Origin of the sequence: Streptomyces macrosporus, from assembly GCF_039533145.1 — a bacterium.
Lineage (GTDB): Bacteria > Actinomycetota > Actinomycetes > Streptomycetales > Streptomycetaceae > Streptomyces > Streptomyces macrosporus.
Genome location: NZ_BAAASZ010000032.1, coordinates 1 through 23,858 on the forward strand (window position 1 = coordinate 1; position 23,858 = coordinate 23,858).

The 23,858-nt window shown below is 73.3% G+C and carries 25 protein-coding genes; 20 read left to right on the plus strand and 5 right to left on the minus strand.

All coding sequences use genetic code 11. The features are described from left to right. Positions 1-242 precede the first annotated feature (242 nt). The 3 genes from ABD335_RS23440 to ABD335_RS23450 all read left to right on the plus strand — a co-directional run bounded on the left by ABD335_RS23440 (position 243) and on the right by ABD335_RS23450 (position 1,507). A complete protein-coding gene (locus ABD335_RS23440) occupies positions 243-497 on the plus strand; it encodes an SCO5555 family protein (protein WP_344326883.1) in 255 nt (84 codons plus the stop codon). A gap of 125 nt (positions 498-622) precedes the next feature. Next, a complete protein-coding gene (locus tag ABD335_RS23445) occupies positions 623-1,213 on the plus strand; it encodes an HU family DNA-binding protein (RefSeq protein ID WP_344326885.1) in 591 nt (196 codons plus the stop codon). Between the two features lie 90 nt (positions 1,214-1,303). Beyond that, complete coding sequence (locus ABD335_RS23450; RefSeq protein ID WP_344326887.1) at positions 1,304-1,507, plus strand: hypothetical protein; 204 nt, start codon at positions 1,304-1,306, stop codon at positions 1,505-1,507. Here ABD335_RS23450 and cofC read toward each other — a convergent pair. Beyond that, positions 1,479-2,138 carry a 2-phospho-L-lactate guanylyltransferase gene (cofC, locus tag ABD335_RS23455; protein WP_344326890.1) on the minus strand — a complete coding sequence of 220 codons (660 nt, stop codon included), beginning with the start codon at positions 2,136-2,138 and terminating at the stop codon, positions 1,479-1,481. The genes ABD335_RS23450 and cofC overlap by 29 nt on opposite strands. A gap of 143 nt (positions 2,139-2,281) precedes the next feature. Between cofC and ABD335_RS23460 the strand changes: the two genes are divergently transcribed. Genes ABD335_RS23460 through ABD335_RS23470 form a run of 3 tightly spaced genes read left to right on the plus strand, consistent with a single transcriptional unit; the run spans position 2,282 to position 5,358 of the window. Beyond that, positions 2,282-3,163: a lysophospholipid acyltransferase family protein gene (locus tag ABD335_RS23460; RefSeq protein ID WP_344326892.1), complete on the plus strand. Its 882-nt coding sequence runs from the start codon at positions 2,282-2,284 to the stop codon at positions 3,161-3,163. Then, entirely contained in the window at positions 3,160-4,161 is a 1,002-nt protein-coding gene (locus ABD335_RS23465) for an NAD(P)H-dependent glycerol-3-phosphate dehydrogenase (protein WP_344326894.1), read from the plus strand. Before ABD335_RS23460 ends, ABD335_RS23465 begins: the two co-directional genes overlap by 4 nt. Before the next feature lie 39 nt (positions 4,162-4,200). Beyond that, positions 4,201-5,358 carry a D-alanine--D-alanine ligase family protein gene (locus tag ABD335_RS23470; protein WP_344326896.1) on the plus strand — a complete coding sequence of 386 codons (1,158 nt, stop codon included), beginning with the start codon at positions 4,201-4,203 and terminating at the stop codon, positions 5,356-5,358. A 66-nt stretch (positions 5,359-5,424) separates the two neighbouring features. On the opposite strand, the gene ABD335_RS23475 is transcribed toward ABD335_RS23470, so the two are convergent. Together ABD335_RS23475 and ABD335_RS23480 are read right to left on the minus strand one after the other, a co-directional pair. Beyond that, the gene (locus ABD335_RS23475) at positions 5,425-5,964 is read right to left on the minus strand and encodes a DUF3515 domain-containing protein (RefSeq protein WP_344326898.1); all 540 of its coding nucleotides are present in this window, start codon (positions 5,962-5,964) and stop codon (positions 5,425-5,427) included. A gap of 20 nt (positions 5,965-5,984) precedes the next feature. After that, the gene (locus ABD335_RS23480) at positions 5,985-6,218 is read right to left on the minus strand and encodes an Lrp/AsnC family transcriptional regulator (RefSeq protein WP_344326900.1); all 234 of its coding nucleotides are present in this window, start codon (positions 6,216-6,218) and stop codon (positions 5,985-5,987) included. Between the two features lie 248 nt (positions 6,219-6,466). On the opposite strand from ABD335_RS23480, the gene ABD335_RS23485 reads away from it, so the two are divergent. Beyond that, positions 6,467-7,411, plus strand: coding sequence for a thiamine-phosphate kinase (locus tag ABD335_RS23485; RefSeq protein ID WP_344326903.1), 945 nt, complete (start codon positions 6,467-6,469; stop codon positions 7,409-7,411). Positions 7,412-7,491: 80 nt separating this feature from the next. Continuing rightward, positions 7,492-8,295 carry a bifunctional hydroxymethylpyrimidine kinase/phosphomethylpyrimidine kinase gene (gene thiD / locus ABD335_RS23490; RefSeq protein WP_344326905.1) on the plus strand — a complete coding sequence of 268 codons (804 nt, stop codon included), beginning with the start codon at positions 7,492-7,494 and terminating at the stop codon, positions 8,293-8,295. A 90-nt stretch (positions 8,296-8,385) separates the two neighbouring features. On the opposite strand, the gene rpmB is transcribed toward thiD, so the two are convergent. After that, a complete protein-coding gene (gene rpmB / locus ABD335_RS23495; RefSeq protein ID WP_031508248.1) occupies positions 8,386-8,571 on the minus strand; it encodes a 50S ribosomal protein L28 in 186 nt (61 codons plus the stop codon). A gap of 274 nt (positions 8,572-8,845) precedes the next feature. Here rpmB and ABD335_RS23500 point away from each other — a divergent pair, with 274 nt between their 5' ends. The 9 genes from ABD335_RS23500 (at position 8,846) to mutM (ending at position 17,990) form a co-directional block, all read left to right on the plus strand. Further along, on the plus strand, positions 8,846-10,489 hold the full coding sequence (locus ABD335_RS23500; RefSeq protein ID WP_344326908.1) for a DAK2 domain-containing protein: 1,644 nt from the start codon (positions 8,846-8,848) through the stop codon (positions 10,487-10,489). 57 nt (positions 10,490-10,546) lie between these two features. Continuing rightward, entirely contained in the window at positions 10,547-12,799 is a 2,253-nt protein-coding gene (recG, locus tag ABD335_RS23505) for an ATP-dependent DNA helicase RecG (protein ID WP_344326910.1), read from the plus strand. 121 nt (positions 12,800-12,920) lie between these two features. Continuing rightward, positions 12,921-13,502 (plus strand): 16S rRNA (guanine(966)-N(2))-methyltransferase RsmD, encoded by a 582-nt coding sequence (gene rsmD, locus ABD335_RS23510; RefSeq protein ID WP_344326912.1) that lies wholly within the window; start codon positions 12,921-12,923, stop codon positions 13,500-13,502. Positions 13,503-13,528: 26 nt separating this feature from the next. Continuing rightward, positions 13,529-14,008: a pantetheine-phosphate adenylyltransferase gene (coaD, locus tag ABD335_RS23515; RefSeq protein ID WP_344326915.1), complete on the plus strand. Its 480-nt coding sequence runs from the start codon at positions 13,529-13,531 to the stop codon at positions 14,006-14,008. 52 nt (positions 14,009-14,060) lie between these two features. Continuing rightward, entirely contained in the window at positions 14,061-15,185 is a 1,125-nt protein-coding gene (locus tag ABD335_RS23520; RefSeq protein WP_344326917.1) for a F0F1 ATP synthase subunit B, read from the plus strand. Between the two features lie 141 nt (positions 15,186-15,326). Then, positions 15,327-15,986, plus strand: coding sequence for a YceD family protein (locus ABD335_RS23525; protein ID WP_344326919.1), 660 nt, complete (start codon positions 15,327-15,329; stop codon positions 15,984-15,986). Positions 15,987-15,988: 2 nt separating this feature from the next. Continuing rightward, positions 15,989-16,162: a 50S ribosomal protein L32 gene (gene rpmF, locus ABD335_RS23530; RefSeq protein WP_031508259.1), complete on the plus strand. Its 174-nt coding sequence runs from the start codon at positions 15,989-15,991 to the stop codon at positions 16,160-16,162. A gap of 19 nt (positions 16,163-16,181) precedes the next feature. Beyond that, positions 16,182-17,012, plus strand: a complete 831-nt coding sequence (rnc, locus tag ABD335_RS23535; RefSeq protein WP_344326923.1) for a ribonuclease III — start codon at positions 16,182-16,184, stop codon at positions 17,010-17,012. 102 nt (positions 17,013-17,114) lie between these two features. Beyond that, positions 17,115-17,990 carry a bifunctional DNA-formamidopyrimidine glycosylase/DNA-(apurinic or apyrimidinic site) lyase gene (gene mutM, locus ABD335_RS23540; RefSeq protein ID WP_344326925.1) on the plus strand — a complete coding sequence of 292 codons (876 nt, stop codon included), beginning with the start codon at positions 17,115-17,117 and terminating at the stop codon, positions 17,988-17,990. A 136-nt stretch (positions 17,991-18,126) separates the two neighbouring features. Here the strand turns inward: mutM and ABD335_RS23545 are convergent, their stop codons facing one another. Then, entirely contained in the window at positions 18,127-19,038 is a 912-nt protein-coding gene (locus ABD335_RS23545) for a CAP domain-containing protein (protein WP_344326927.1), read from the minus strand. Positions 19,039-19,211: 173 nt separating this feature from the next. On the opposite strand from ABD335_RS23545, the gene ABD335_RS23550 reads away from it, so the two are divergent. The 3 genes from ABD335_RS23550 (at position 19,212) to smc (ending at position 23,789) form a co-directional block, all read left to right on the plus strand. Continuing rightward, positions 19,212-19,538 carry an acylphosphatase gene (locus ABD335_RS23550; protein ID WP_344326929.1) on the plus strand — a complete coding sequence of 109 codons (327 nt, stop codon included), beginning with the start codon at positions 19,212-19,214 and terminating at the stop codon, positions 19,536-19,538. 281 nt (positions 19,539-19,819) lie between these two features. Further along, entirely contained in the window at positions 19,820-20,029 is a 210-nt protein-coding gene (locus ABD335_RS23555) for a hypothetical protein (protein ID WP_344326930.1), read from the plus strand. Positions 20,030-20,213: 184 nt separating this feature from the next. Beyond that, a complete protein-coding gene (smc, locus tag ABD335_RS23560) occupies positions 20,214-23,789 on the plus strand; it encodes a chromosome segregation protein SMC (RefSeq protein WP_344326932.1) in 3,576 nt (1,191 codons plus the stop codon). Positions 23,790-23,858 lie beyond the last annotated feature (69 nt).

A 23,858-nucleotide genomic window follows, 5' to 3' on the forward strand; every position in this document is an offset into this window, starting at 1 on the left:
AGCGCCCCCGGCCCGAGCCGGGGGCGCTCGGGCTTTTGCGGACGCCGATACGGGGAAGCCGAGCCGAGAGGCGAGAAGAACGCGGAGCAGGACGCGGAGCAGGACAGCGCGAAGGACGGGGAAGCGGAAGGAGGGCGAAGTCGCCGGTCGCGGCGCGGAGTTGCGTCACCCGCACGCCTCACCTCTCCGGCGTGTTGGGGGCCTTTGAGGAGACAACTCGTCTCCAATGACACAATCTGTGCATGGAACGCGACGGTCAACTCCCGCTCTACGACCTCGTCGCCGCCCGCCTGAAGGACGCGCACACCGCGGTGCGCAGGCTGCAAGTGCCCCAGGACGTACGGGCGACGCTCGCCCGGAGGCTCCTTGCCATCACGGCCGCTTCGAAACACGATCTGGCCGGCGCGGCGCGGCGGCTGGAGCGTCTGATGGAGGACATCGGCAGGGGTGGGTTCCCCGCGGAACAGGAAGACCGGCGCGCGGAGGGAAGCGCGTGACGGTCGATCTTGTTGCGACACAAGGGTGATTCGCCCGTTTCGCGTTTGATTTGCGGTAAATATCCGCCTAACGTGCGAAAAAGCTGGGACAGCTTCGTTCTGGCAATGCCTCCGAAGGGGAAGACGTGAACAAGGCGCAGCTCGTTGAAGCAATTGCCGACAAGCTCGGTGGCCGCCAGCAGGCCGCCGACGCGGTCGACGTGGTGCTGGACGCGATCGTCCGCGCGGTCGTCGCCGGCGACCGGGTCTCGGTCACCGGTTTCGGCTCGTTCGAGAAGGTCGAACGTCCGGCCCGTTACGCTCGCAACCCCCAGACCGGCGAGCGTGTCAGGGTCAAGAAGACCTCCGTTCCGCGCTTCCGCGCCGGCCAGGGCTTCAAGGACCTGGTCAGCGGCGCGAAGAAGCTTCCCAAGAACGACGTGGCCGTGAAGAAGGCGCCCAAGGGCAGCCTCTCCGGCGGCACCGCCACCCGCAAGGCGGCGGCGAAGAAGGCCGCGGCGAAGAAGGCCGCTCCGACGAAGAAGGCGGCGGCGAAGAAGGCCGCCCCGACGAAGAAGGCCGCGGCCAAGAAGACCACCGCCGCGAAGAAGGCCACGGCGAAGAAGACCACCGCCAAGAAGGCCCCGGCCAAGAGGTCCGCGGCCCAGAAGGCCCCCGCCCGCAAGAGCCCGGCCCGCAAGACCACCGCCAAGAAGGCCACCACCCGCCGGAAGTGAGGCCGCCATGCACGACCGCGCCGGGCCGGACTCCCCTGGAGCCCGGCCCGCGGCCCGTTCCGGCCTCCTTGCTCGTCTAGGCTCGTGGCCATGCAGGCCACCGCGTACACCTACGACCCCGCGACCCGCAGCGGCAGCGTGCTCCTCGACGACGGCACGCCCCTCCCCTTCGACGCCGCGGCCTTCGACGCGGGCGGTCTGCGGCTGCTGCGCCCGGGCCAGCGGGTGCGGATCGAGACCGAGGGTCGGGGCGAGCGACGCCGGATCACGCTGGTGACGCTGCAGACGTTCTGAACCCGCGGGTGTGCGGGCCCACCCCCAGGGCCAGCGCTGCGGCCAGGTCCTCGCCGGTGTCCACGTCCCGCCGCACGCTCTCCACGTCGGACAGGGTGATCTCCACCGCCCCGGAACGCAGATGACGCGCGCGCGAGGCGCCGCCGAAGGCCGGGGCCAGAGCGGTGCCGGGGGCCGCGGTCAGCAGCGTGGTCCCGACCCCGGCGGCGTCGGCCAGGAAGGCCCGCGGATGCGCCCGCGCGGCGTCGAGCACCCGCGCCAGTTCGGCCGGACGCAGCGCGGGCAGATCCGCGTTGAGCGCGGCCACCGCGGCGTCGGGACGCCGCCGCCGTACGTCCGCCTCGCCGTGCTCCAACGCGGCGTTCAGCCCGGCGGCCGGAGCGTCCGGGAGGACCCGCGCCCCCGCGGCGGCCAGTTCCGCCCCCGCCCGCGGATCGTCCGTGACGATCACCACATCTCCCACCGCCGGGCAGGCCAGTGCCGCGGCCACGGTGTCCCGGGCGAAGGCCAGCGCCAGCTCGGGCCGCAGCCGCTCCCCGACCGCCGCGGCGAGCCTGCTCTTCGCCCGCTCCAAGGGCTTGAGGGGCACGATGAGCGTCCAGGCGGTCCCGGTTCCGTCGTCACGATGCATCGGCCCCATTCTCGCCACCGCCGGAGTCGTCCACCGCCCCCGGGGTTACCGTGTGCTCGACAGGGTGACGACCCGGGGCGACACTTGTGCGGTTGTTCCCGGTGGTGCGAGTGCCGCAGCAGGCAAGAGGAGATGGTGTCCGGGTGTCCCGCCACAGAATCGGCTTCTGGTACCGCTTTGCCGCGGTTTTGGCGAAACCGCCCCTACTGCTGCTGTTCAAGCGGGACTGGCGGGGAATGGAGCATATTCCGGCCGAAGGCGGATTCATCACCGTGGTGAATCACAACTCCTATCTCGACCCGCTCTCCTACGCCCACTTCCAGTACAACACCGGACGAGTTCCCCGTTTTCTCGCCAAGGACTCCCTGTTCAAGGGCGGATTCGTCGGCGCGGTGATGCGCGGCACCGGGCAGATCCCCGTCTACCGCGAGAGCGTCGACGCGGCCAACGCCTTCCGCGCCGCCGTCGAGGCGATCAACAAGGGCGAGTGCGTGGCCTTCTACCCCGAGGGCACCCTCACCCGCGACCCCGACCTGTGGCCGATGGAGGGCAAGACCGGCGCCGCGCGGGTCGCCCTGCTCACCAAGGCCCCCGTCATCCCCGTCGCCCAGTGGGGAGCCCACGAGGCCGTACCGCCGTACGCGAAGGAGAAGCGGATCCGGCTCTTCCCGCGCAAGACGCTCAAGGTGCTGGTGGGACCGCCGCTGGACCTGTCGCGGTTCTACGACCGGGAACCCACCGCGGAACTGCTCCGCGAGGTCACCGACGTCATCATGGACGCGATCACCGAGCTGCTGGTCGAGTTGCGCGGCGAACCGGCGCCCGCCCGGCGTTACGACCGCCGCAGGGTGCTCGCCGCGGCCCGGCGGAAGGCGGAGAGCGCCGCGGGGCCCGCCGGAGACGACGCCTCCGGGAACGCCCCCGGGACCGCCGCCGGAAACGTTCCCGGCGACGCCGCGGGGAGCAGCACCGCCAGGAACGACACGGTCGCCGGCAGCACGGCGGCCGAAGGGGAGAACGCGTGACGCGAGTCGCCGTGTACGGCACCGGATCATGGGGCACCGCCTTCGCGATGGTGCTCGCCGACGCGGGCTGCGAGGTGACCCTGTGGGGACGCCGCGCGGAGCTGGCCGAGGCGGTCAACACCACCCGCACCAACCCCGACTACCTGCCGGGCGTCACCCTCCCCGAGACCGTCCGCGCCACCACCGACCCCGCCGAGGCCGCCGCCGGCGCGGAGTTCACGGTGCTGGCCGTGCCCTCCCAGACCCTGCGCGGCAACCTCTCCGCGTGGACGCCGCTGCTGCCGCCGGACACCGTGCTCGTCTCCCTGATGAAGGGCGTCGAACTCGGGACCGCCAAGCGGATGAGCGAGGTCATCGAGGAGATCACCGGAGCCGGCCCGGACCGGATAGCCGTGCTCAGCGGCCCCAACCTCGCCCGGGAGATCGCCGAGCGGCAGCCGGCCGCCTCCGTCGTCGCCTGCCGCGACGAGGACGTGGCCCGGCGCCTCCAGGCCGCCTGCCACACCCCGTACTTCCGCCCGTACACCAACACCGACGTCGTCGGCTGCGAGCTCGGCGGGGCCGTGAAGAACGTCATCGCCCTGGCCGTCGGCATCGCCGACGGCATGGGCCTGGGCGACAACGCCAAGGCGTCGCTGATCACCCGGGGACTGGCCGAGACCACCCGGCTCGGGCTGGCGATGGGAGCCGACGCGCACACCTTCGCCGGTCTGGCCGGCATGGGCGACCTGGTCGCCACCTGCTCCTCGCCGCTGTCCCGCAACCACACCTTCGGCACCAACCTCGGCCGGGGGATGACCCTGCAGGAGACCATCGCGGTCACCCGGCAGACCGCCGAGGGCGTCAAGTCCTGTGAGTCCGTGCTGGAACTGGCGCGGCGGCACGGAGTCGAGATGCCCATCACCGAGACCGTCGTCGGCATCGTCCACGAGGGCAAGCCGCCGTTGGTCGCTCTGAAGGAATTGATGTCGCGCAGCGCCAAGGCCGAGCGCCGCTGACTGCCCGAACGTCGCTACGTTAGGTAATCTCGACCGGATATGAGCAGCCAGTCCTCTTCCCAGAATCCCCAGGCGGCCGGCCGCAAGCCGCGCGTCGCCGTCGTCTTCGGCGGTCGCAGTTCCGAGCACGGGATCTCCGTGCTCACCGCGGGCGCCGTGCTGCGCGCCATCGACCGCACGGCCTACGACGTCCTGCCGATCGGCATCACCGCCGACGGCCGCTGGGCGCTGACCGCCGACGACCCCGAGCGGATGGCGATCACCGACCGTGTCCTGCCCAGCGTGGAGGAGCTCGCCGAGTCCGACACGGGCTCCGTCGTGCTGCCCTTCGAACCGGCCGACCGCGAGGTGGTCTACACCGAGCCCGGCTCGGTGCCCAAGGCGCTCGGCGAGGTCGACGTCGTCTTCCCCGTCCTGCACGGCCCCTACGGCGAGGACGGCACGCTCCAGGGCCTGCTGGAACTCGCCGGCGTGCCCTACGTCGGCGCCGGCGTGCTCGCCTCGGCGGTCGGCATGGACAAGGAGTACATGAAGCGGATCTTCACCTCCTTCGGGCTGCCCGTCGGCCCGTACACGGTGGTCCGGCCGCGCGAGTGGGAGCGGGACGAGGCCGCCGCCCGCAAGAAGATCGTGGACTTCGCGGGCGACCACGGCTGGCCCGTCTTCGTCAAGCCCGCCCGCGCCGGATCGTCGTTCGGCATCACCAAGGTCGACGACCTCGCCGGCCTGGACGAGGCGATCGCCGAGGCGCGCCGCCACGACCCGAAGATCATCGTGGAGTCGCTGCTGCGCGGCCGCGAGATCGAGTGCGGCGTCCTGGAGTTCGAGGACGGTCCGCGCGCCAGCGTCCCGGCCGAGATCCCGCCGGTCACCAGCCACGACTTCTACGACTTCGAGGCCAAGTACATCGACTCGGCCGAGGGCGTGGTGCCGGCCCCGCTGACCGAGGAGCAGACCCGCGAGGTCCAGGAGCTGGCGGTGCGCGCCTTCGAGGCGGCCTCCTGCGAGGGCCTGGTCCGCGCGGACTTCTTCCTGCTGGAGACCGGCGAGTTCGTCATCAACGAGATCAACACGCTGCCCGGCTTCACGCCCATCTCCATGTATCCGCGCATGTGGGAGGCGAGCGGCGTCTCCTACCCCGAACTGGTCGACCGCCTCATCCGGGCCGCGCTGCGCCGCCCGACCGGGCTGCGCTGACCGGGACGGCGGGAAGGGGACGGACGGGCCGCCGCCGGAACCGGGAGGGTCGGAGGCGGCCGGGCGTCACCGCGGCTGCTCGGGGATCGTCTCGCGCACCGCGTCCGCGAGGTCGACCAGGGCGTTGATCTCCGGCGTGTACGTGTCGGGGACCGTCACGCGCACGAAGACCGTGCGCTCGACGGTGGTGAACCGGTAGCCGTCCTTCCGTTCCTCCAGCAGCCAGGAGACCCCGTTGACCTCCGCCAGGTCGGGGGTGGGGTTGTAGTGTTCACTGCCGGGCGTGAGCACCTCGGGCCGCGGCACCCCGCAGCCCAGTTCGATCGCGGGATCCCCCCACACGGCGGCGTACCGCGTCTCGGACTCCAACTCGACCCGAGGCTGCCCGTCGACCCGCTCCGGCAACGCGTCGTACAGCGCGCGGCAGGCCGCGGCGGCCGAGCCCGTGGGGCTCGGAACGTGCGGGCGGGGGCCGTCGTCGCCGGACGTACAACCGGCGGCCGTGACGAACACGGCGACGGCGGCGCTCAGTGATACGACGGGCGAGACGGCCGGAGACGTCGAGGACACGGTCGGCGGGAGGCACCGGCGGGGCGAGAAGCTCACCGGGCGAGCATACGGGGGAGCTACAGATGCACGACCGGGCAGGTCAGGGTCCGGGTGATGCCCTCCACGCGCTGGATCCTGGCCACCACCAGGCGGCCCAGGTCGTCCACCGTGTCGGCCTGCGCGCGCACGATCACGTCGTAGGGACCGGTCACGTCCTCGGCCTGGATCACCCCCGGGAGCTCGCCGATCACCTCGGCGACGGTCGACGCCTTGCCGACTTCGGTCTGAATCAGGATGTACGCCTGTACCACGGAACCTCCAGGGCGGCTACGAGGATCATGTGGAAAGAAGGGACGCCACGGTACCGCGTGGCCGACATCACAGGGGAGACCCGCACCACGGACGGGCACGGCAGGTCGACGGGGCGGCGGAGGGACCGGTCGGCCGCGGCGATACCGTTCGAGCGCACTGACGAAGGGGCACAACGATGCTGAGTTCTCCCGGGGGGCAGTCTCCCCCTCGTTTCCCTGGGGACACCCCCAGGACCCCCGGCCGGACCGTGGGGGAGCTCGGGGAGTTCGGACTGATCCGCGAGCTGACCTCACGGATCACCCCCACCCCGGCCGTACGGATCGGCCCCGGCGACGACGCCGCCGTGGTCGCCGCGCCCGACCGGCGCGTGGTGGCCAGCACGGACCTGCTGCTGGAGGGACGGCACTTCCGGCGCGACTGGTCCACCGCGTACGACGTCGGACGCAAGGCCGCCGCGCAGAACCTGGCCGACATCGCCGCCATGGGCGCCGAACCCACCGCGCTCCTGCTCGGCCTCGTCGTCCCGGCCGAGCTGCCGGCCACCTGGCCCACCGAGCTGATGGACGGCCTCCACGACGAGTGCCAGGTCGCGGGCGCGGCCGTGGTCGGCGGGGACGTGGTGCGCGGCGACACCATCACCGTGGCGATCACCGCCCTGGGCGACCTGCGCAACCGCGAACCGGTCACCCGGTCCGGCGCGCGGCCCGGCGACGTCGTCGCGGTGACCGGATGGCTGGGCTGGTCGGCCGCCGGGCACGCCGTGCTCGCCCGCGGCTTCCGCTCCCCGCGCGCCTTCGTCGAGGCCCACCGCCGCCCCGAGCCGCCGTACCACGCGGGCCCCGCGGCCGCCGAGCTGGGCGCGACCGCGATGACCGACGTCAGCGACGGGCTCGTCGCCGACCTCGGACACATCGCCGAGGCCAGCAAGGTCCGCATCGACGTGCGCTCGGCCGCGCTGGACATCCCCGCCCAGATGTCCGACATCGGCCAGGCGGTGGGCGTCGACCCGCTGCAGTGGGTGCTCACCGGGGGAGAGGACCACGCGATCGTCGCCACCTTCCCCCCGGGGACCAAGCTCCCGGCCCGCTGGCGCCGCATCGGCGAGGTGCTCCACCCCTCCGCGGCGTCCCGGGTGACAGTGGACGGCGCGCCCTGGACCAGGACCGGCGGCTGGGACCACTTCGGCGGCTGAGGGACCGGCGGGACCGGCCGCCCGGGCCCGCCCCGCGACCGGGCGGCGGACGCCGCGCGCCCCGGCCGTAGGCTGCGGCCATGCGTACACCACCGAGAGTGCTCACCGTCGCCGGATCCGACTCGGGCGGCGGGGCGGGCATCCAGGCCGATCTGAAGACCATGCTGGCGCTGGGCACCCACGGGATGAGCGTGCTCACCGCCGTCACCGCGCAGAACTCCCTGGGCGTGCAGGGCGCCTGGGAGCTGCCCGCCGAGGCGGTGCGGCGGCAGTTCCGCAGCGTCGTGGACGACATCGGGGTGCAGGCGGTCAAGACCGGCATGTTGGCGACGGCCGAGCTGGTGGAGACGGTCGCCGACCTGCTCGACGGCCTCACGGTGCCGGTGGTCGTCGATCCGGTCGGGGTCTCCAAGCACGGCGACCCGCTGCTGGCCCCCGAGGCGCTGGAGGTGGTGCGCACCGCGCTGCTGCCGAAGGCCACCGTCGCCACCCCCAACCTGGACGAGGTGGCCCAGCTCACCGGCGTACGGGTCGAGACGGAGGCCGACCTGCCGCGCGCCGCGGAGGCGGTGCTGGCCCACGGGCCGCGGTGGGTGCTCGTCAAGGGCGGCCACCTGAAGGACGGGGACACCGCGGTGGACCTGCTCACCGACGGCACCGCCCGGCACCTGCTGCGCGCGCCGCGCCACGACAACCGCCACACCCACGGCACGGGCTGCACCCTGGCCAGCGCGATCGCCGCCGGACTGGCGAAGGGCCGCTCGGTCCCGGAGGCGGTCGCGGAGGCCAAGGACTACGTGACGGGCGCCATCGCCGCGGGCTTCGCCCTGGGCGGCGGCATCGGGCCGGTGGACCACGGCTGGCGCCTGTCCGGGGACGCCTGAGCCGGCGCCCCCGGACACGCCGAAAAGCCGGTCCACACGGTGTGGACCGGCTTGGCGGTGACCGGCGAGGCGGCCGCGCTGGGCGTTACGTCAGCGCGAGACCTTGCCGGCCTTGATGCACGAGGTGCACACGTTGAGCCGCTTCGGCGTCCGACCGACCATCGCACGCACCCGCTGGATGTTGGGGTTCCAACGGCGGGGGGTACGGCGGTGCGAGTGCGAGATGTTGTTGCCGAAGCCCGGCCCCTTGCCGCAGACGTCGCAGTTGGCAGCCACGGGTCACTCCAAAGACTTCAGATGCACGTACAGTGAAAACCCGGCGTTGGCAGGATCAGGGATGACCGGCACTGCCAGGGAATTGGTAGAGCCCGACTCGGGTCAGGCAACCGGAGCAGCATACCTCGGCCGTCTCCGGACCACGAAATTACCATGCCTCCTCGTCGTCCCTCCGGCCCCGGACCAGGCGGGCGTCCCCCGCGGCACTAGCCTTCGGCCGTCGCCGCTGTCCGCCCGGCCGCCGCCCGGCCGCCGCACGCAAGGAGGCCCTCCCGTGCCGCACCCGCTCGACGCCGCCGCGGTACGGAACTGGTGCGTCCAGGCGCTCGACGACCTCGGCCGGGCCCGCGAGACGATCGACGCGATCAACGTCTACCCGGTGGCGGACGCGGACACCGGCACCAACCTGTACCTGACCGTGGAGTCGGCCGCCCGGGCGGTGGAGGCGGCCTGCGCGGGGGAGCCCACACCGGCCCAGGCCGTGCGCGCCATGGCGCACGGCGCGCTGATCGGCGCGCGCGGCAACTCCGGGACGATCCTGGCGCAGCTCCTGCGCGGCATGGCCGAGGAGATCGGCGCGGACGAGGACGCCGAGGGCACCGGGGACGCCGAGGGGGACGCCGAGCTGCTGCGCCGCGCGCTGCGCCGGGCGGCCGTCGCGGCCCGGGCGGCGGTGGCGCACCCGGTGGAGGGCACCGTGCTCACCGTGGCCGAGGCCGCCGCCGAGGCCGCCCGGAGCGCCCCCGGCGACTGCGCCGCGGTGGCCCGCGCCGCCTGGACGGCGGCCCGCACGGCCCTGGAGGCCACCCCGGACCAGCTCCCGGCGCTCTCCCGCGCGGGCGTGGTGGACGCGGGCGGCTACGGCCTGGTCACGGTCCTGGGCGCGCTGGTCGGGGCGCTCTCCGGGGAGCGGCCCGGGGGACCGGTCGCCGAACGGGCCGCCCGCGGCCGGGCGCGGACGCCGCGGGCGGTGGCGGACCCCGGGCACGACTGCGCCGCGGACGGCCCGGCCTACGAGGTCGTCTACCTGCTGGAGGCCGACGACGACGCCGTCGCCGCCCTGCGCGCCCGGCTCGACGCCCTGGGCGACTCCCTGGTGGTCGTCGGCGGCGACGGACTGTGGAACGTCCACGTCCACGTGGACGACGCGGGCGCCGCCGTGGAGGCCGGCATCGAGGCGGGCCGCCCCTTCCGCGTCCGGATCACCCACTTCGGCGACCGGGCGGACCGGCACGCCGACCGCGCCGCGGACCACACCGCGCCCCGCGCCGTGGTCGCGGTGGTGCCCGGCGACGGACTGGCCGAGCTGTACGCCGCCGCGGGCGCCACGGTCGTCACCGTACGCCCCGGGGAGCCGCCCGCCGGCGGCGAACTGGCGCAGGCCCTGCGGCGGGCGAACGCCCCCGAGATCGTGCTGCTGCCCAACGACCCCGAGCTGCGGCACACCGCCGCCGCGGCCGCCGAACAGGCCCGCTCCGAGGGCCTGCGGGTCGCCATCATCCCCACCCGCTCCCCGGTGCAGGGCATCGCGGCGCTCGCCGTCCACGAGCCCGACCGCCGCTTCGACGAGGACGTCGTCGCGATGACCTCGGCCGCCGGGGCCACCCGGTACGGCGAGCTGTCCGTCGCCGAGCGGCAGGCGTGGACCACCGCCGGGATCTGCCAGGCCGGGGACGTGCTCGGGCTGATCGAGGGGGACGTGGCGCTGATCGGGACGGCACCGGACGAGGTCGCCGTCGCCGTGCTGGACCGAATGCTCGCGGCCGGGGGCGAACTGGTGACGCTGGTGGTCGGCGCGGACGCCCCCGAGGGCCTGGCCGAACACCTGGAGGACCACGTGCGGCGGACCCATCTGGCCGTGGACACGCTCGTCTACCAGGGGCGGCAGAGCGGACCTTTGCTGATCGGCGTGGAGTGAGGGTCCCGGCGCCCGCGGCCGGGTCGCGCACCGGCGCTGTCGGTGGCGTGGTGTGCAATGGGGGACGTGCCCGCGCTGGAAGAGACAGAGACGGAAACGCCGAAGGACCCCCTGACGGAACCGCTGAGGAAGGTGCTCGGCGGCACCACCGCGAAGGTGATGGCCGAACACCTCGACCTGCACACCGTCGGCGACCTGCTGCACCACTACCCGCGGCGGTACGCCGAACGCGGTGAGCTGACCCGGCTCGCCGACCTGCCCCTGGACGAGCACGTCACCGTCGTCGCCCAGGTCGCCGACGCCCGGGTGCACACGTTCAACCAGGGGCGCGGCAAGCGGCTGGAGGTCACGCTCACCGACGGCAGCGGGCGCCTCCAGATCGTCTTCTTCGGCCGTTCGGTCCACCACCACCACAGGGAACTGCTGCCCGGCCGCCGCGGGATGTTCGCGGGCAAGGTCGGGGTCTTCAACCGGAAGCTCCAGCTCTCCCACCCCGCCTACGAACTGCTGGGGGCGGACAGCGGCAGGGAGGCGGTGGACGCGTTCGCGGGGAAGCTGATCCCGCTCTACCCGGCCTGCAAGCAGCTGGAGTCCTGGAAGATCGCCAAGGCCGTCGCCACCGTCCTGGAGTCCCTGAAGGCCACCGGATGGGCGGGGATCGCCGACCCGCTGCCCGCCGCCCTGCGCGAGGAGTACGGGCTGCCGACGCTGCCGGAGGCGCTGGAGAAGGTCCACCGGCCGCGCTCGAAGGCCGACGTCGAGCGGGCGCGCTCCCGGCTCAAGTGGGACGAGGCGTTCGTCCTCCAGGTCGCCCTGGCCCGCCGCCGCCTCGCCGAGAGCCAGTTGCCGGCCGTGCCGCGCAGGCCGCGCGAGGGCGGCCTGCTGGACGCCTTCGACGCCCGGCTGCCGTTCACGCTCACCGAGGGACAGCGGACGGTCAGCCGGGAGATCTTCGACGACCTGGCCTCCGAACACCCCATGCACCGGCTGCTGCAGGGCGAGGTCGGCTCCGGCAAGACGCTGGTGGCGCTGCGTGCCATGCTCGCCGTGGTGGACGCGGGCGGACAGGCCGCGATGTTGGCCCCGACCGAGGTCCTGGCCCAGCAGCACCACCGCTCGATCACCGAGATGATGGGCGAACTGGCCGAGGGCGGAATGCTCGGCGGCGCCGAACACGCCACCCGCGTGGTGCTGCTCACCGGCTCGATGGGCGCCGCCGCCCGCCGCCGCGCCCTGCTGGACCTGGCCACCGGCGAGGCCGGGATCGTCATCGGCACCCACGCCCTGATCGAGGACAAGGTGCAGTTCCACGACCTGGGCCTGGTCGTGGTGGACGAGCAGCACCGCTTCGGCGTCGAACAGCGCGACGCCCTGCGCTCCAAGGGCAGGCGGCCCCCGCACCTGCTGGTGATGACCGCGACGCCGATCCCGCGCACGGTCGCGATGACGGTCTTCGGGGACCTGGAGACCTCCGTGCTCGACCAGCTCCCGGCCGGCCGCTCGCCCATCGCCAGCCACGTGGTGCCCGCCCGGGAGAAGCCCCACTTCCTGACCCGCGCCTGGGAGAGGGTCCGCGAGGAGGTGGCGGCCGGACACCAGGCGTACGTGGTCTGCCCGCGCATCGGGGACGAGGAGGAGCCGGCCGGGGCCTCCGGCAAGGGCGGCGGGGACGGCGAGGGCGCGGACGGCGAGCGCCGTCCGCCGCTGGCCGTCCTGGACGTGGCCGACCAGCTCGCCGACGGGCCGCTGAAGGGCCTGCGCGTGGCGGTGCTCCACGGCCGCATGCAGCCGGACGCCAAGGACGACGTGATGCGCCGCTTCGCCGCGGGCGAGGTGGACGTCCTGGTCGCCACGACCGTCGTCGAGGTCGGGGTGAACGTGCCCAACGCCACCGTGATGGTGATCATGGACGCCGACCGCTTCGGCGTCTCCCAGCTCCACCAGCTGCGCGGCCGGGTCGGACGCGGCAGCGCGCCCGGGCTCTGCCTGCTGGTCAGCGAGGCCCCGGAGGGCAGCCCCGCCCGTGCCCGGCTCGCGGCGGTCGCCGGGACGCTGGACGGCTTCGAGCTGTCCCGGATCGACCTGGAACAGCGCCGCGAGGGCGACGTGCTGGGCCAGGCGCAGTCCGGGACCAGGTCCTCCCTGCGGATGCTCGCCGTCATCGACGACGAGGAGGTCATCGTGGCCGCGCGGACGCGGGCGACCGAGATCGTCGCCGCCGACCCCGAACTGGAGCGGCTGCCCGAACTGCGCGCCGCCCTGGACGCCCTGCTCGACGAGGAGCGCGAGGAGTACCTGGAGAAGGGCTGACCGCCGGCCGCCCCGCCCGGCCGGAGCCGGGGAGGACCGGACGGCGGTCCGGCGCCTATCGTGGGGGCGGCGGCCGTGTGCCGCCCCCACCGCCCGATGACCTGTGAGGACGACCGAGACGATGACCCGCGTGATCGCCGGAGCGGCCGGCGGACGACGGCTGGCGGTGCCACCCGGCCAGGGCACCCGCCCGACCTCCGACCGGGCGCGCGAGGGTCTGTTCTCCACCTGGGAGTCGCTGCTCGGCTCGCTGGAGGGGCTGCGCGTGCTCGACCTGTACGGAGGCTCGGGCGCGGTCGGCCTGGAGGCGCTCTCGCGCGGCGCGGACCACGTCCTGCTGGTCGAGTCCGACGCCCGGGCCGTCCGCACCATCCGCCGGAACGTCCGCGACCTCGGCCTCCCCGGAGCCGAGGTCAGGGCGGGCCGGGCGGAACAGGTGGTGCACGGCCCGGCTCCCGAGGAGCCGTACGACCTGGTGTTCCTCGACCCGCCGTACGCCGTCGCCGACGACGATCTTCGGGAGATCCTTCTCACACTCCGCGCCCAGGGGTGGCTCGCGGACGACGCGCTCGCCACCGTGGAACGCAGCACCAGAGGCGGCGCGTTCCGCTGGCCCGCCGGCTTCGAGGGGCTGCGGTCCCGCCGCTATGGCGAGGGCACGCTTTGGTACGGTCGCGCCGCCGACAAGAGCGACGTGTCATGACCCGTCCGGAGAGCGAGGAAACACCAGTGCGCCGCGCCGTCTGTCCGGGGTCCTTCGACCCCATCACCAACGGACACCTCGACATCATCGCCCGCGCCTCCAAGCTCTACGACGAGGTCTACGTCGCGGTGATGATCAACAAGTCGAAGAAGGGCCTGTTCACGGTCGAGGAGCGCATCGACCTGATCCGCCGGGTCACCGGCGAGTACGGCAACGTGAAGGTCGAGTCCTTCCACGGGCTCCTGGTGGACTTCTGCAAGCAGCGCGACATCCCCGCCATCGTCAAGGGCCTGCGGGCGGTCAGCGACTTCGACTACGAACTGCAGATGGCCCAGATGAACAACGGGCTCTCCGGCGTGGAGACGCTGTTCGTGCCCACCAACCCGACCTACAGCTTCCTCTCCTCCAGCCTGGTCAAGGAGGTCGCCGCCTGGGGCGGCGACGTCTCCCACCTGGTGCCGCCCTGCGTCCTGGACGCCCTGCGCGCCCGCCTGGCCCGGCCCTGAGCTTTCCGGCATCCGGTGTCGCGCCGGCGATCGCCGGCCTACAGTCACCCTCGTGGACGTACAGCAGAAACTCGACGACATCGTCGCGGCGGTCCAGGGCGCCCGCTCCATGCCCATGTCGGCCTCCTGCGTGGTCAACCGCGCGGAGTTGCTGGCGAAGCTGGAGGAGGTGCGGCAGGCACTGCCCGGCTCGCTCGCCCAGGCACAGGAGCTGCTCGGCGACCGGGAGCAGATGATCGCCGAGGCCCGGCAGGAGGCCCAGCGGATCATCGAGTCCGCCCAGGCCGAGCGCAGCGCGCTGATCTCCGGCACCGAGATCGCCCGCCACGCGCAGGAGGAGGCCGACCGCATCCTGACCCAGGCCCGTCGGGAGGCCGAGGAGATCCGCGCCGAGGCCGACGACTACGTCGACAGCAAGCTCGCCAACTTCGAGGTCGTGCTGAGCAAGACCATCGGCTCGGTCGACCGGGGCCGCGAGAAGCTCCTCGGCCGCGGCCCGGGCGCCGACCCCTACGGCGAGGGGGACGGCGAGGACATCCCGGAGCGCTCCACCGACCCCGTCGAGCTGCGGCAGCGCGCCGACGCCTACGTGGAGGCCCAGTTCCGGGCGTTCGAGGCGGTGCTCACCAAGACGCTGGAGGCGGTCGGCCGCGGACGGCAGAAGCTCACCGGCCACCGGCCCATCGACGAACTGGGCGCCCACCTCGCCGCCCAGGACGAGCAGGGGCGGCGGCAGACCGACGACTCCGACTACCTCGCGGACCTCGCCGCCGCCGCGCAGGCCCCCGCCGCCCAGGCCCCCGCCCAGGCGCCCGCCGCGGACCGGCAGCCCGCCTACGAGCCGCAGCAGGCCGTCGACCCGTACGGGTACCAGCAGCAGCCGCAGCAGGACGCCTACGGCTACCCCCAGGAGACCTACCCCCAGCAGCCGGACCCCTACTACGCCCAGCAGCCGCAGCAGCCCGCCTACGAGCCGCAGCAGGCCGTCGACCCGTACGGGTACCAGCAGCAGCCGCAGCAGGACGCCTACGGCTACCCCCAGGGCTACCAGCAGGGCCAGGTCCCCCCGCCGCCGCCGTACCAGCCGCAGCAGCCCGCCGCGCTCGACGAGACCAGCTTCTTCGACACCAGCATGATCGACATGGAGCAGCTGAGGCAGTACGAGCAGGGCCGCTGAACGCGCGGGCCGCCCCGGACCGGCCCTCCCGGGTCGCGCCCGTCCGGTCGGATTGGGACCGCGGCGGCCCGTCCAGTATCCTGGCTCCTCGGTCGTGGTACGCCCGCGGCCTTCGGCTGCCCGGAACGAGCGGCGCAGCCGGTGTCAGACCGTAGAAAGCAGGAAGCCCTGAACGCCCCCCTCGACCCCCGATCCCCCCTCGTGCTGGACACGCGCGAACTGGGGCGTCGTCCCGGTGCGCTCAAACGGCTCTCCCGTACGGTCCCGGCCCCCAAGGACATGGGAACCGAGGTCATCGGGGTGCCGGAGCACGCGCCCATGCAGCTCGACCTCCGTCTGGAGTCGGTCATGGAAGGGGTGCTCGTCACGGGCACCGTCCGTGTACCGCTGACGGGGGAGTGCGTAAGGTGTCTGGAGCCGCTCGAGCAGGAGAGCGAAGCGGACTTCCAGGAGATGTTCTCCTACCCCGACGCCGACGACCGGAGCCGCTTCGCGGAGGCCGGCGACGACGCCGAGGACGAGGAGACGTTCCGGCTCGAGGGCGACCTGCTCGACCTCGAGCCCGTGCTGCGCGACGCGGTGGTGCTCTCGCTGCCGCTGCAGCCGGTGTGCCGGGAGGACTGCCCCGGGTTGTGCCCCCGCTGCGGGGCGCGGCTCGCGGACGACCCCGAGCACGACCACAACGAGGCCGTCGACATCCGGTGGGCGGCCCTCGAAGGACTCGCCGACTCCATGAAGGACGGCGAGAAGGCCGAAGACAACGACCCCCGCAGCGACGGGGACGATCCACAGGAGAAATAGCCGTGGCTGTTCCGAAGCGGAAGATGTCGCGCAGCAACACGCGCCACCGCCGGTCGCAGTGGAAGGCTGCGGTCCCCACCCTGGTGAAGTGCGAGCGCTGCCAGGAGCCCCGTCAGCAGCACATCGCCTGCCCGAACTGCGGCACCTACAACCGCCGCCAGGTCCTCGAGGTCTGATCGGCGGGTGACGGGCTCCATGTCAGACGCCACCACGCCTGAGAACCCGTCCCGCCGCGGAGCGGACGGACCGGAGGCGCAGGAGGCGGGTCTGGTGGACGCGGCCTCGTCCCACACGCTGCTGGAAGGGCGGCTCGGGTACCGGCTCGAGTCCGCCCTTCTGACGCGTGCGCTGACGCACCGCAGCTACGCGTACGAGAACGGCGGTCTGCCCACCAACGAGCGTCTGGAGTTCCTGGGGGACTCCGTCCTCGGCCTGGTGGTCACCGACACGCTCTACCGCACCCACCCCGACCTGCCCGAAGGCCAACTCGCCAAGCTGCGTGCCGCGGTGGTCAACTCGCGCGCGCTCGCCGGGGTCGCCCGCAGCCTCGACCTGGGTTCCTTCGTCCGGCTCGGCCGGGGCGAGGAGGGCACGGGCGGACGGGACAAGGCGTCGATCCTCGCCGACACCCTGGAGGCCGTGATCGGCGCGGTCTACCTCGACCAGGGACTGGAGGCGGCCGGCGAACTGGTCCACCGACTCTTCGACCCGCTGATCGAGGAGTCCTCCAACCTCGGCGCCGGGCTGGACTGGAAGACCAGCCTCCAGGAACTGACCGCGGCCGAAGGGCTCGGTGTTCCGGAGTACCTGGTCACCGAGACCGGCCCCGACCACGAGAAGACCTTCACGGCTGCCGCCCGCGTCGGTGGTGTCGCGTACGGCACCGGCACCGGCCGCAGCAAGAAGGAAGCAGAACAGCAGGCGGCGGAGGCCGCCTGGCGCGCGATCCGGGCCGCCGCCGACACGGACACCGACACCGACGAGGGGGCCGGCCAGAGCGGCCAGGCCACCCAGAAGGTGTCCTGACCGGCAGACGGCCCCGCGCCCACACGACCGTCGCCCACTCGCCCGGCTGCCGGGCGGGTGGGCGCGTCGATCGCACGATCCCCCGCGACCAAGGAGCCGTCGTTGCCCGAACTGCCCGAGGTGGAGGTCGTCCGGCGCGGACTGGAACGCTGGGTCGGCGGCCGTACGGTCGCCGAGGTGGAGGTTCTGCACCCGCGTGCGGTCCGCCGTCACCTCGCCGGGGCGGCCGACTTCGCCGACCGGCTGCGCGGCGCGCGCGTCGGCACCCCCCTGCGCCGCGGCAAGTACCTGTGGCTGCCGCTCACCGGCACCGCCGGCGGCCTCTGCGTCCTGGCCCATCTGGGCATGAGCGGACAGCTGCTCGTCCAGCCGCACGACGCCCCCGACGAGAAGCACCTGCGCGTCCGCATCCGCTTCGCCGACACGGCCGGCACCGAGCTGCGCTTCGTCGACCAGCGCACCTTCGGCGGGCTGTCGCTCCACGAGCTCACCCCCGACGGCCTGCCCGACGTCATAGCCCACATCGCCCGCGACCCGCTGGACCCGGCCTTCGACGACGCGGCCTTCCACGCCGCCCTGCGCCGCCGCCGCAGCACCCTCAAGCGCGCCCTGCTCGACCAGTCGCTCATCAGCGGGGTCGGCAACATCTACGCCGACGAGGCGCTGTGGCGCTCCCGCCTCCACTACGACCGTCCCACCGCCACCCTGACCCGTCCGCGCACCGACGAACTGCTCGGCCACGTGCGGGACGTGATGAACGCCGCCCTCGCCGTCGGCGGGACCAGCTTCGACAGCCTCTACGTCAACGTCAACGGCGAGTCGGGCTACTTCGACCGCTCGCTGGACGCCTACGGCCGTGAGGGCCTGCCCTGCCGTCGCTGCGCCACCCCGCTGCGCCGGCGCCCCTGGATGAACCGCTCCAGTTACTTCTGCCCCCGCTGCCAGCGTCCGCCCCGCCCGGTCCGTCCCGGGGCCTGACCCGCCGGCTCCTCGAGGACCGGGAGCGACGGGGCTCCTTCCGGCACCTTCCGGCACCGCGATCGGGGAGTGCGGCGGCCCGGTGGGCTCCGGTGACGGCCCAGGGGCCGGATCAGGGCTTTGACCTGCGGGTTCCTCAGAAGCCGAAGTTCTGCGTCCACCACGGGCCGCCCTCGGCGAAGTGCACTCCCACGCCCAGGGTCCGGTAGTCGCAGTTGAGGATGTTGGCGCGGTGGCCGGGGCTGTCCATCCAGGCCTCCATCGCCGACTCGGCGTCGGCCTGGCCGCGGGCTATGTTCTCGCCGCCGAGGTTGTCGATGCCGGCCGCCTCGGCGCGGTCCCAGGGGGTGTCGCCGTTGGGGCTGGTGTGGGAGAAGAAGCCCTGGTCGGCCATGGCCTCGCTGAACTCGCCGGCCAGCTCGGCCAGGTCGGGATCGGCGGTGAGCGGGCGGCAGCCGGCCTCGGCCCGTTCCAGGTTGACCAGTCTCAGCACCTCGGCCTCGGCGGCCGTCTCCGCGTCCGGCGAGGGGGAGTTCGGGGCGGTGGGCTTCCGGGAGGGGGTCTCCCGCGGCGACTCGGAGGGCTTCTCGGAGGTGTCGGTCCCGCCGGCCGGAGGCGTGCTGCTGCGCGACGGGCTCGGCTCCTCCGGCTTCTTCGACGGGGTCTTCTCCGGCTTGGCGGAGCCGCGGGAGGGCTCGACGTCGGGAGGGGAGGTGCGGTCCTCGCCGCGGTCGGCGGCGGAGTCCTCACGGCCGACGGGCGGTGTCGCGGCACCCTGGGTCTGCAGGTCGGGGATCCCGGTCGCCTGCACGTCGGAGGAGTTGGCGGGTCCGCCGATGGTGTAGGTGCCGTTCGGGCCGGGGATCAGGCCCGAGGCCACCGCCACGGCCCCCATCGCCATCGCCGCCGAGGCGCCCAGGAGCCCGGTGCGGACGGGGACCGCGCTCCGCTTGCGGTGTGGGCTGCGATGGCGTCCACCCGTCGTGCCACGTGCCGGGGTGACGCGGGCCGGTGCGGGGGCTGGTTTGGCGCGGCTGTGGCGTCCCATCTGCTGCAGTCCTCACGTGATCGGCGTCACTTGTGTCACCCGAAAGGGTGAGACCGTTGCCGCGTGACTGTACGGCATCCGGACGGTACGGAGGTGCCAACGGAGGAAAAGTGAGCAACGAGGGGCGCGCGGGACGGGGCCGGGAGGATCCGTGTCCGGATAGCGTGCGACGCATGGGTACGAGGGCAGAGGACACGGACGAGACGGGGAGCGGATCGGCCGGGGAGACCGTGCGGTTGACGGCCTGGGTGCGCGGACGGGTGCAGGGGGTCGGGTTCCGCTGGTACACGCGGGCCAACGCGCTGCGGATCGGCGGTCTGGACGGCTTCGCGGTCAACCTCGACGACGGTCGCGTCCAGGTGGTCGCCGAGGGGACGCGGGAGCGGTGCGAGCAGTTGCTGGAGTGGCTCCGTACGGGTGACACGCCGGGGCGAGTGGACGGGGTGACGGAGGTGTGGGGCACACCACGCGGCGGGTACGAGGGTTTCGCCATTCGATGATCCGAACTGGTTGCCTTTCGCGCCGTGACGTGCAAGGCTGCCGCCAGATGACCTCCGGGACCCCTGCGAGCCCTCCGGCAGTTCGAGTGCCGTCGAGCCATGGCCGCCGGGGCGCGCGGCGTGATCGTGTTGACCGTCAAACCTTTTGGTGAGACGCTGGAAGCCCCGCGCACCGCAACTGTTTTGCCTTGAGAATGAAGGCACAACAGGGATCGCGGGTGCGAATCCCTCACGACCCACCACCGTATCGGTCGGTCACTCAGTGTGGAGGACCATCCATCATGGCAAAGGCGCTTCTCGGTTACGTCGGCGGTTCCGACCCCCGAGTCCTCGCCGAGATGCGACGGCTGCAGCAGCGTGTCCAGGACCTGGAATCCGAACTTCTGCGGATCCAGGCCGAGAACGACGCGCTGTCGGCCGCCGCGGCACGGCACGGCGACTCGCTGCTGGACAGCATGGACGTATCCAAGGCGGAGCCTGCGCTCACCTGACCGACCCGCCGGTACAGGAGGATCGCAGCGCCAAACCGCTGAAGGAAACTGCAAGGGACGCTTCGGCGTCCCTTCGTCGTTTCGGCCCGCAAGTGTGGCGCTTACCGTGTGATGTGCCCCACCCGTTCAGCGGCGAAACTCGCTTTGGTCGTGAAACCGACACCGGGGGGTAGAGTCCGGCAACGTGCACCTCAAGAGCCTGACCCTGCGCGGGTTCAAGTCCTTCGCCTCGGCCACGACACTGCGGTTCGAACCCGGCATCACCTGCGTGGTGGGCCCCAACGGCTCCGGCAAGTCCAACGTGGTGGACGCGCTGTCGTGGGTGATGGGCGAGCAGGGTGCCAAGTCGTTGCGCGGCGGCAAGATGGAGGACGTCATCTTCGCCGGGACGGCGGGCCCCTCCGGCCGCCCCCCGCTGGGCCGGGCCGAGGTCTCCCTCACCATCGACAACTCCGACGGCGCGCTGCCCATCGAGTACTCCGAGGTCACCATCACGCGGATCATGTTCCGCAACGGCGGCAGCGAGTACCAGATCAACGGCGACACCTGCCGTCTGCTGGACATCCAGGAGCTGCTCTCCGACTCCGGCATCGGCCGCGAGATGCACGTCATCGTCGGGCAGGGCCGGCTCGACTCCGTCCTGCACGCCGACCCCGCGGGCCGTCGCGCCTTCATCGAGGAGGCGGCCGGCGTCCTCAAGCACCGCAAGCGCAAGGAGAAGGCGCTGCGGAAGCTGGACGCGATGCAGGCCAACCTCGCCCGGGTCCAGGACCTGACCGACGAACTGCGCCGACAGCTCAAGCCGCTGGGTCGGCAGGCGGCCGTCGCCCGCAGGGCCGCGGTGATCCAGGCCGACCTGCGCGACGCCAGACTGCGGCTGCTCGCCGACGACCTGGTCACCCTGCGCGCGGCGCTGGAGGCCGAACTCGCCGACGAGGCCGCGCTCAAGGAGCGCAAGGAGGCGGTGGAGGGCGAGCTGAGGGAGACGCTGCGCCGCGAGGCCGAGCTCGAACAGCGCCTGAAGGACCTCGCTCCGCGGGTGGAGCGGGCACAGCAGACCTGGTACGAGCTGTCGCAACTGGCCGAGCGGGTCCGCGGCACCGTGAGCCTGGCCGAGGCCCGGGTCCGGAGCGCCGCCGCCGAGCCCGTCGAGGAACGCCGGGGACGCGATCCGGAGGACATGGAGCGCGAGGCCGCCCGGATCCGGGAGCAGGAGGCGGAGCTGACCGCCGCGCTGGAGGCGGCGAGCCGGGCGCTGGAGGACACCGTCGCGCACCGCGCCGAACTGGAACGGCGGCTGGCCGAGGAGGAGCGCAGGCTCAAGGACGTCGCCCGCGCCATCGCCGACCGCCGTGAGGGGCTCGCCCGACTGCACGGACAGGTGACCGCCGCCCGCGGCCGGGCCGCCTCCGCCCAGGCCGAGATCGACCGTCTGGCCGCCGCGCGGGACGAGGCGCGCGAGCGCGCCGCGGCGGCCCAGGAGGAGTACGAGGCGCTGCGGGCCGAGGTGGACGGCCTCGACGCAGACGACGCCGAGCTGGCCGAGGAGCACGAGGCGGCCAAACGGGAGCTGGCCGAGGCCGAGGCGGCGCTGAGCGCGGCCCGCGAGGCGCTGACCGCCGCCGAGCGCGAGCGCGCCGCGGTCTCCGCCCGCCGGGACGCCCTGGCCCTGGGGCTGCGCCGCAAGGACGGCACCGGCGTCCTGCTCGACGCCGGGGACCGGCTCACCGGCCTGCTCGGGCCGGCCGCCGAACTCCTCACCGTCGCCCCCGGCTTCGAGGTCCCCGTGGCCGCCGCCCTGGGCGCCGCCGCGGATGCCGTCGCCGTGGACGGCCCCGCTACGGCGGCCGACGCCCTGCGCCTGCTGCGCAAGCACGACGCGGGCCGTGCGGCCCTGGTCCTGGGCGGCGCCCCGCACCCGGAGGAGGACGGTCCCCGGGAGACGCCGGAGGTGCCCGGGGCGAGACGGGCCGCGGATCTGGTCTCGGGCCCGGACGCCCTGCTGCCCGCGCTGCGGCGGCTGCTGCGCGACACGGTGGTGGTCGACGCGCTCCAGGACGCGGTGGACGTGGTGACGGCGCATCCGGACCTGATCGCCGTCACCGCCGACGGCGATCTGCTCGGCGCCCACTTCGCCCAGGGCGGCTCCGCGGGAGCGCCCTCGCTGCTGGAGGTGCAGGCCTCGGTGGACGAGGCCGACGCCGAGCTGGCGGAGCTGGAGGGCCGGTGCGAGGAACTGGCCGCGGAGCGGGAGCGGGCCCGCGAACGGCGCAGGGAGTGCGCCGCCCGGGTCGAGGAGCTGGGCGCGCGGCGCAGCGCCGCCGAGCGGGAGAAGTCGCAGATCGCCGGGCGGCTCGGACGGCTGGGCGGCCAGGCACGGGCCGCGGCCGGCGAGGCCGAGCGCGCCGAGGCGGCCGTCGCCCGTGCCGAGGAGGCGCTGGCGCGGGCGACGGAGGAGGCCGAGGTGCTGGCCGAGCGGCTGGCGGCGGCCGAGGAGCAGCCGGGCGAGGAGGAGCCGGACACCTCCGTACGGGACCGGCTCGCGGCCGACGGCGCCAACGCGCGGCAGACGGAGATGGAGGCCCGTCTCCAGGTCCGCACCCACGAGGAGCGCGTCAAGGGGCTGGCCGGTCGGGCGGACGCCCTGGACCGGGCGGCGCGCGCCGAGAGGGAGGCGCGGGCGCGGGCGGAGCGCCGACGGGCCCGGCTGCGGCACGAGGCGCGGGTCGCCTCGGCCGTCGCCTCCGGCGCCCGGCAACTGCTGGCGCACGTGGAGGTGTCCCTGGCACGGGCCCAGGAGGAGCGGGAGGCCGCCGAGCGCGCCCGGGCCGAGCGCGAGCGGGAGCTGGCCGCGGAGCGCAAGCGGGGTCGGGAGCTGAAGGAGGAGCTGGACAAGCTCACCGACTCCGTGCACCGCGGCGAGGTGCTGGGGGCCGAGAAGCGGCTGCGGATCGAGCAGCTGGAGACCAGGTCCCTGGAGGAGCTGGGCGTGGAGCCGGAGGTGCTGGTCCGCGAGTACGGCCCCGACCAGCTCGTGCCGCCCTCCCCGCCCGCCGAGGGCGAGGTGCTGCCGGACGACCCCGACCATCCGCGCAACCGGCCGGTCCCGTTCGTCCGCGCCGAGCAGGAGAAGCGGCTGCGGGCGGCCGAGCGCGCCTACCAGCAGTTGGGCAAGGTCAACCCGCTGGCCCTGGAGGAGTTCGCGGCGCTGGAGGAGCGGCACCGGTTCCTCAGCGAGCAGCTGGAGGACCTGAAGAAGACCCGTGCCGACCTCCTCCAGGTCGTCAAGGAGGTGGACCGGCGGGTCGAGCAGGTCTTCACGGAGGCGTACCACGACACGGCCCGCGAGTTCGAGGGCGTCTTCTCGCGGCTCTTCCCTGGGGGCGAGGGGCGGCTGATCCTCACCGATCCGGACGACATGCTCACCACGGGCGTGGAGGTCGAGGCCCGGCCGCCGGGCAAGAAGGTCAAGCGGCTGTCGCTGCTGTCGGGCGGGGAGCGCTCGCTGACGGCCGTGGCGCTGCTGGTGTCGATCTTCAAGGCGCGGCCCAGCCCGTTCTACGTCATGGACGAGGTCGAGGCGGCCCTGGACGACACCAACCTCCAGAGGCTGATCGGGATCATGAAGGAGTTGCAGGAGACCTCCCAGCTCATCGTGATCACGCACCAGAAGCGGACCATGGAGGTCGCCGACGCGCTGTACGGCGTCTCGATGCAGGGCGACGGGGTCTCGAAGGTCGTCAGCCAGCGGCTGCGCTGACCCGCGCGGTGGGGCCGCGATTCACACTCACTTCACATCCCGAACGATAACGGTCACGTATTGGGTTCA

What these genes read in the sequence shown, in the direction of transcription:
- ABD335_RS23440 (WP_344326883.1), top strand. Translation starts at nt 243, where the DNA reads ATGGAACGCGACGGTCAACTCCCGCTCTACGACCTCGTCGCCGCCCGC.
- ABD335_RS23450 (WP_344326887.1), top strand. Translation starts at nt 1,304, where the DNA reads ATGCAGGCCACCGCGTACACCTACGACCCCGCGACCCGCAGCGGCAGC.
- cofC (WP_344326890.1), bottom strand. Translation starts at nt 2,138, where the DNA reads ATGCATCGTGACGACGGAACCGGGACCGCCTGGACGCTCATCGTGCCC.
- ABD335_RS23470 (WP_344326896.1), top strand. Translation starts at nt 4,201, where the DNA reads ATGAGCAGCCAGTCCTCTTCCCAGAATCCCCAGGCGGCCGGCCGCAAG.
- thiD (WP_344326905.1), top strand. Translation starts at nt 7,492, where the DNA reads ATGCGTACACCACCGAGAGTGCTCACCGTCGCCGGATCCGACTCGGGC.
- recG (WP_344326910.1), top strand. Translation starts at nt 10,547, where the DNA reads ATGGGGGACGTGCCCGCGCTGGAAGAGACAGAGACGGAAACGCCGAAG.
- rsmD (WP_344326912.1), top strand. Translation starts at nt 12,921, where the DNA reads ATGACCCGCGTGATCGCCGGAGCGGCCGGCGGACGACGGCTGGCGGTG.
- rnc (WP_344326923.1), top strand. Translation starts at nt 16,182, where the DNA reads ATGTCAGACGCCACCACGCCTGAGAACCCGTCCCGCCGCGGAGCGGAC.
- ABD335_RS23545 (WP_344326927.1), bottom strand. Translation starts at nt 19,038, where the DNA reads ATGGGACGCCACAGCCGCGCCAAACCAGCCCCCGCACCGGCCCGCGTC.
- ABD335_RS23550 (WP_344326929.1), top strand. Translation starts at nt 19,212, where the DNA reads ATGGGTACGAGGGCAGAGGACACGGACGAGACGGGGAGCGGATCGGCC.
- ABD335_RS23555 (WP_344326930.1), top strand. Translation starts at nt 19,820, where the DNA reads ATGGCAAAGGCGCTTCTCGGTTACGTCGGCGGTTCCGACCCCCGAGTC.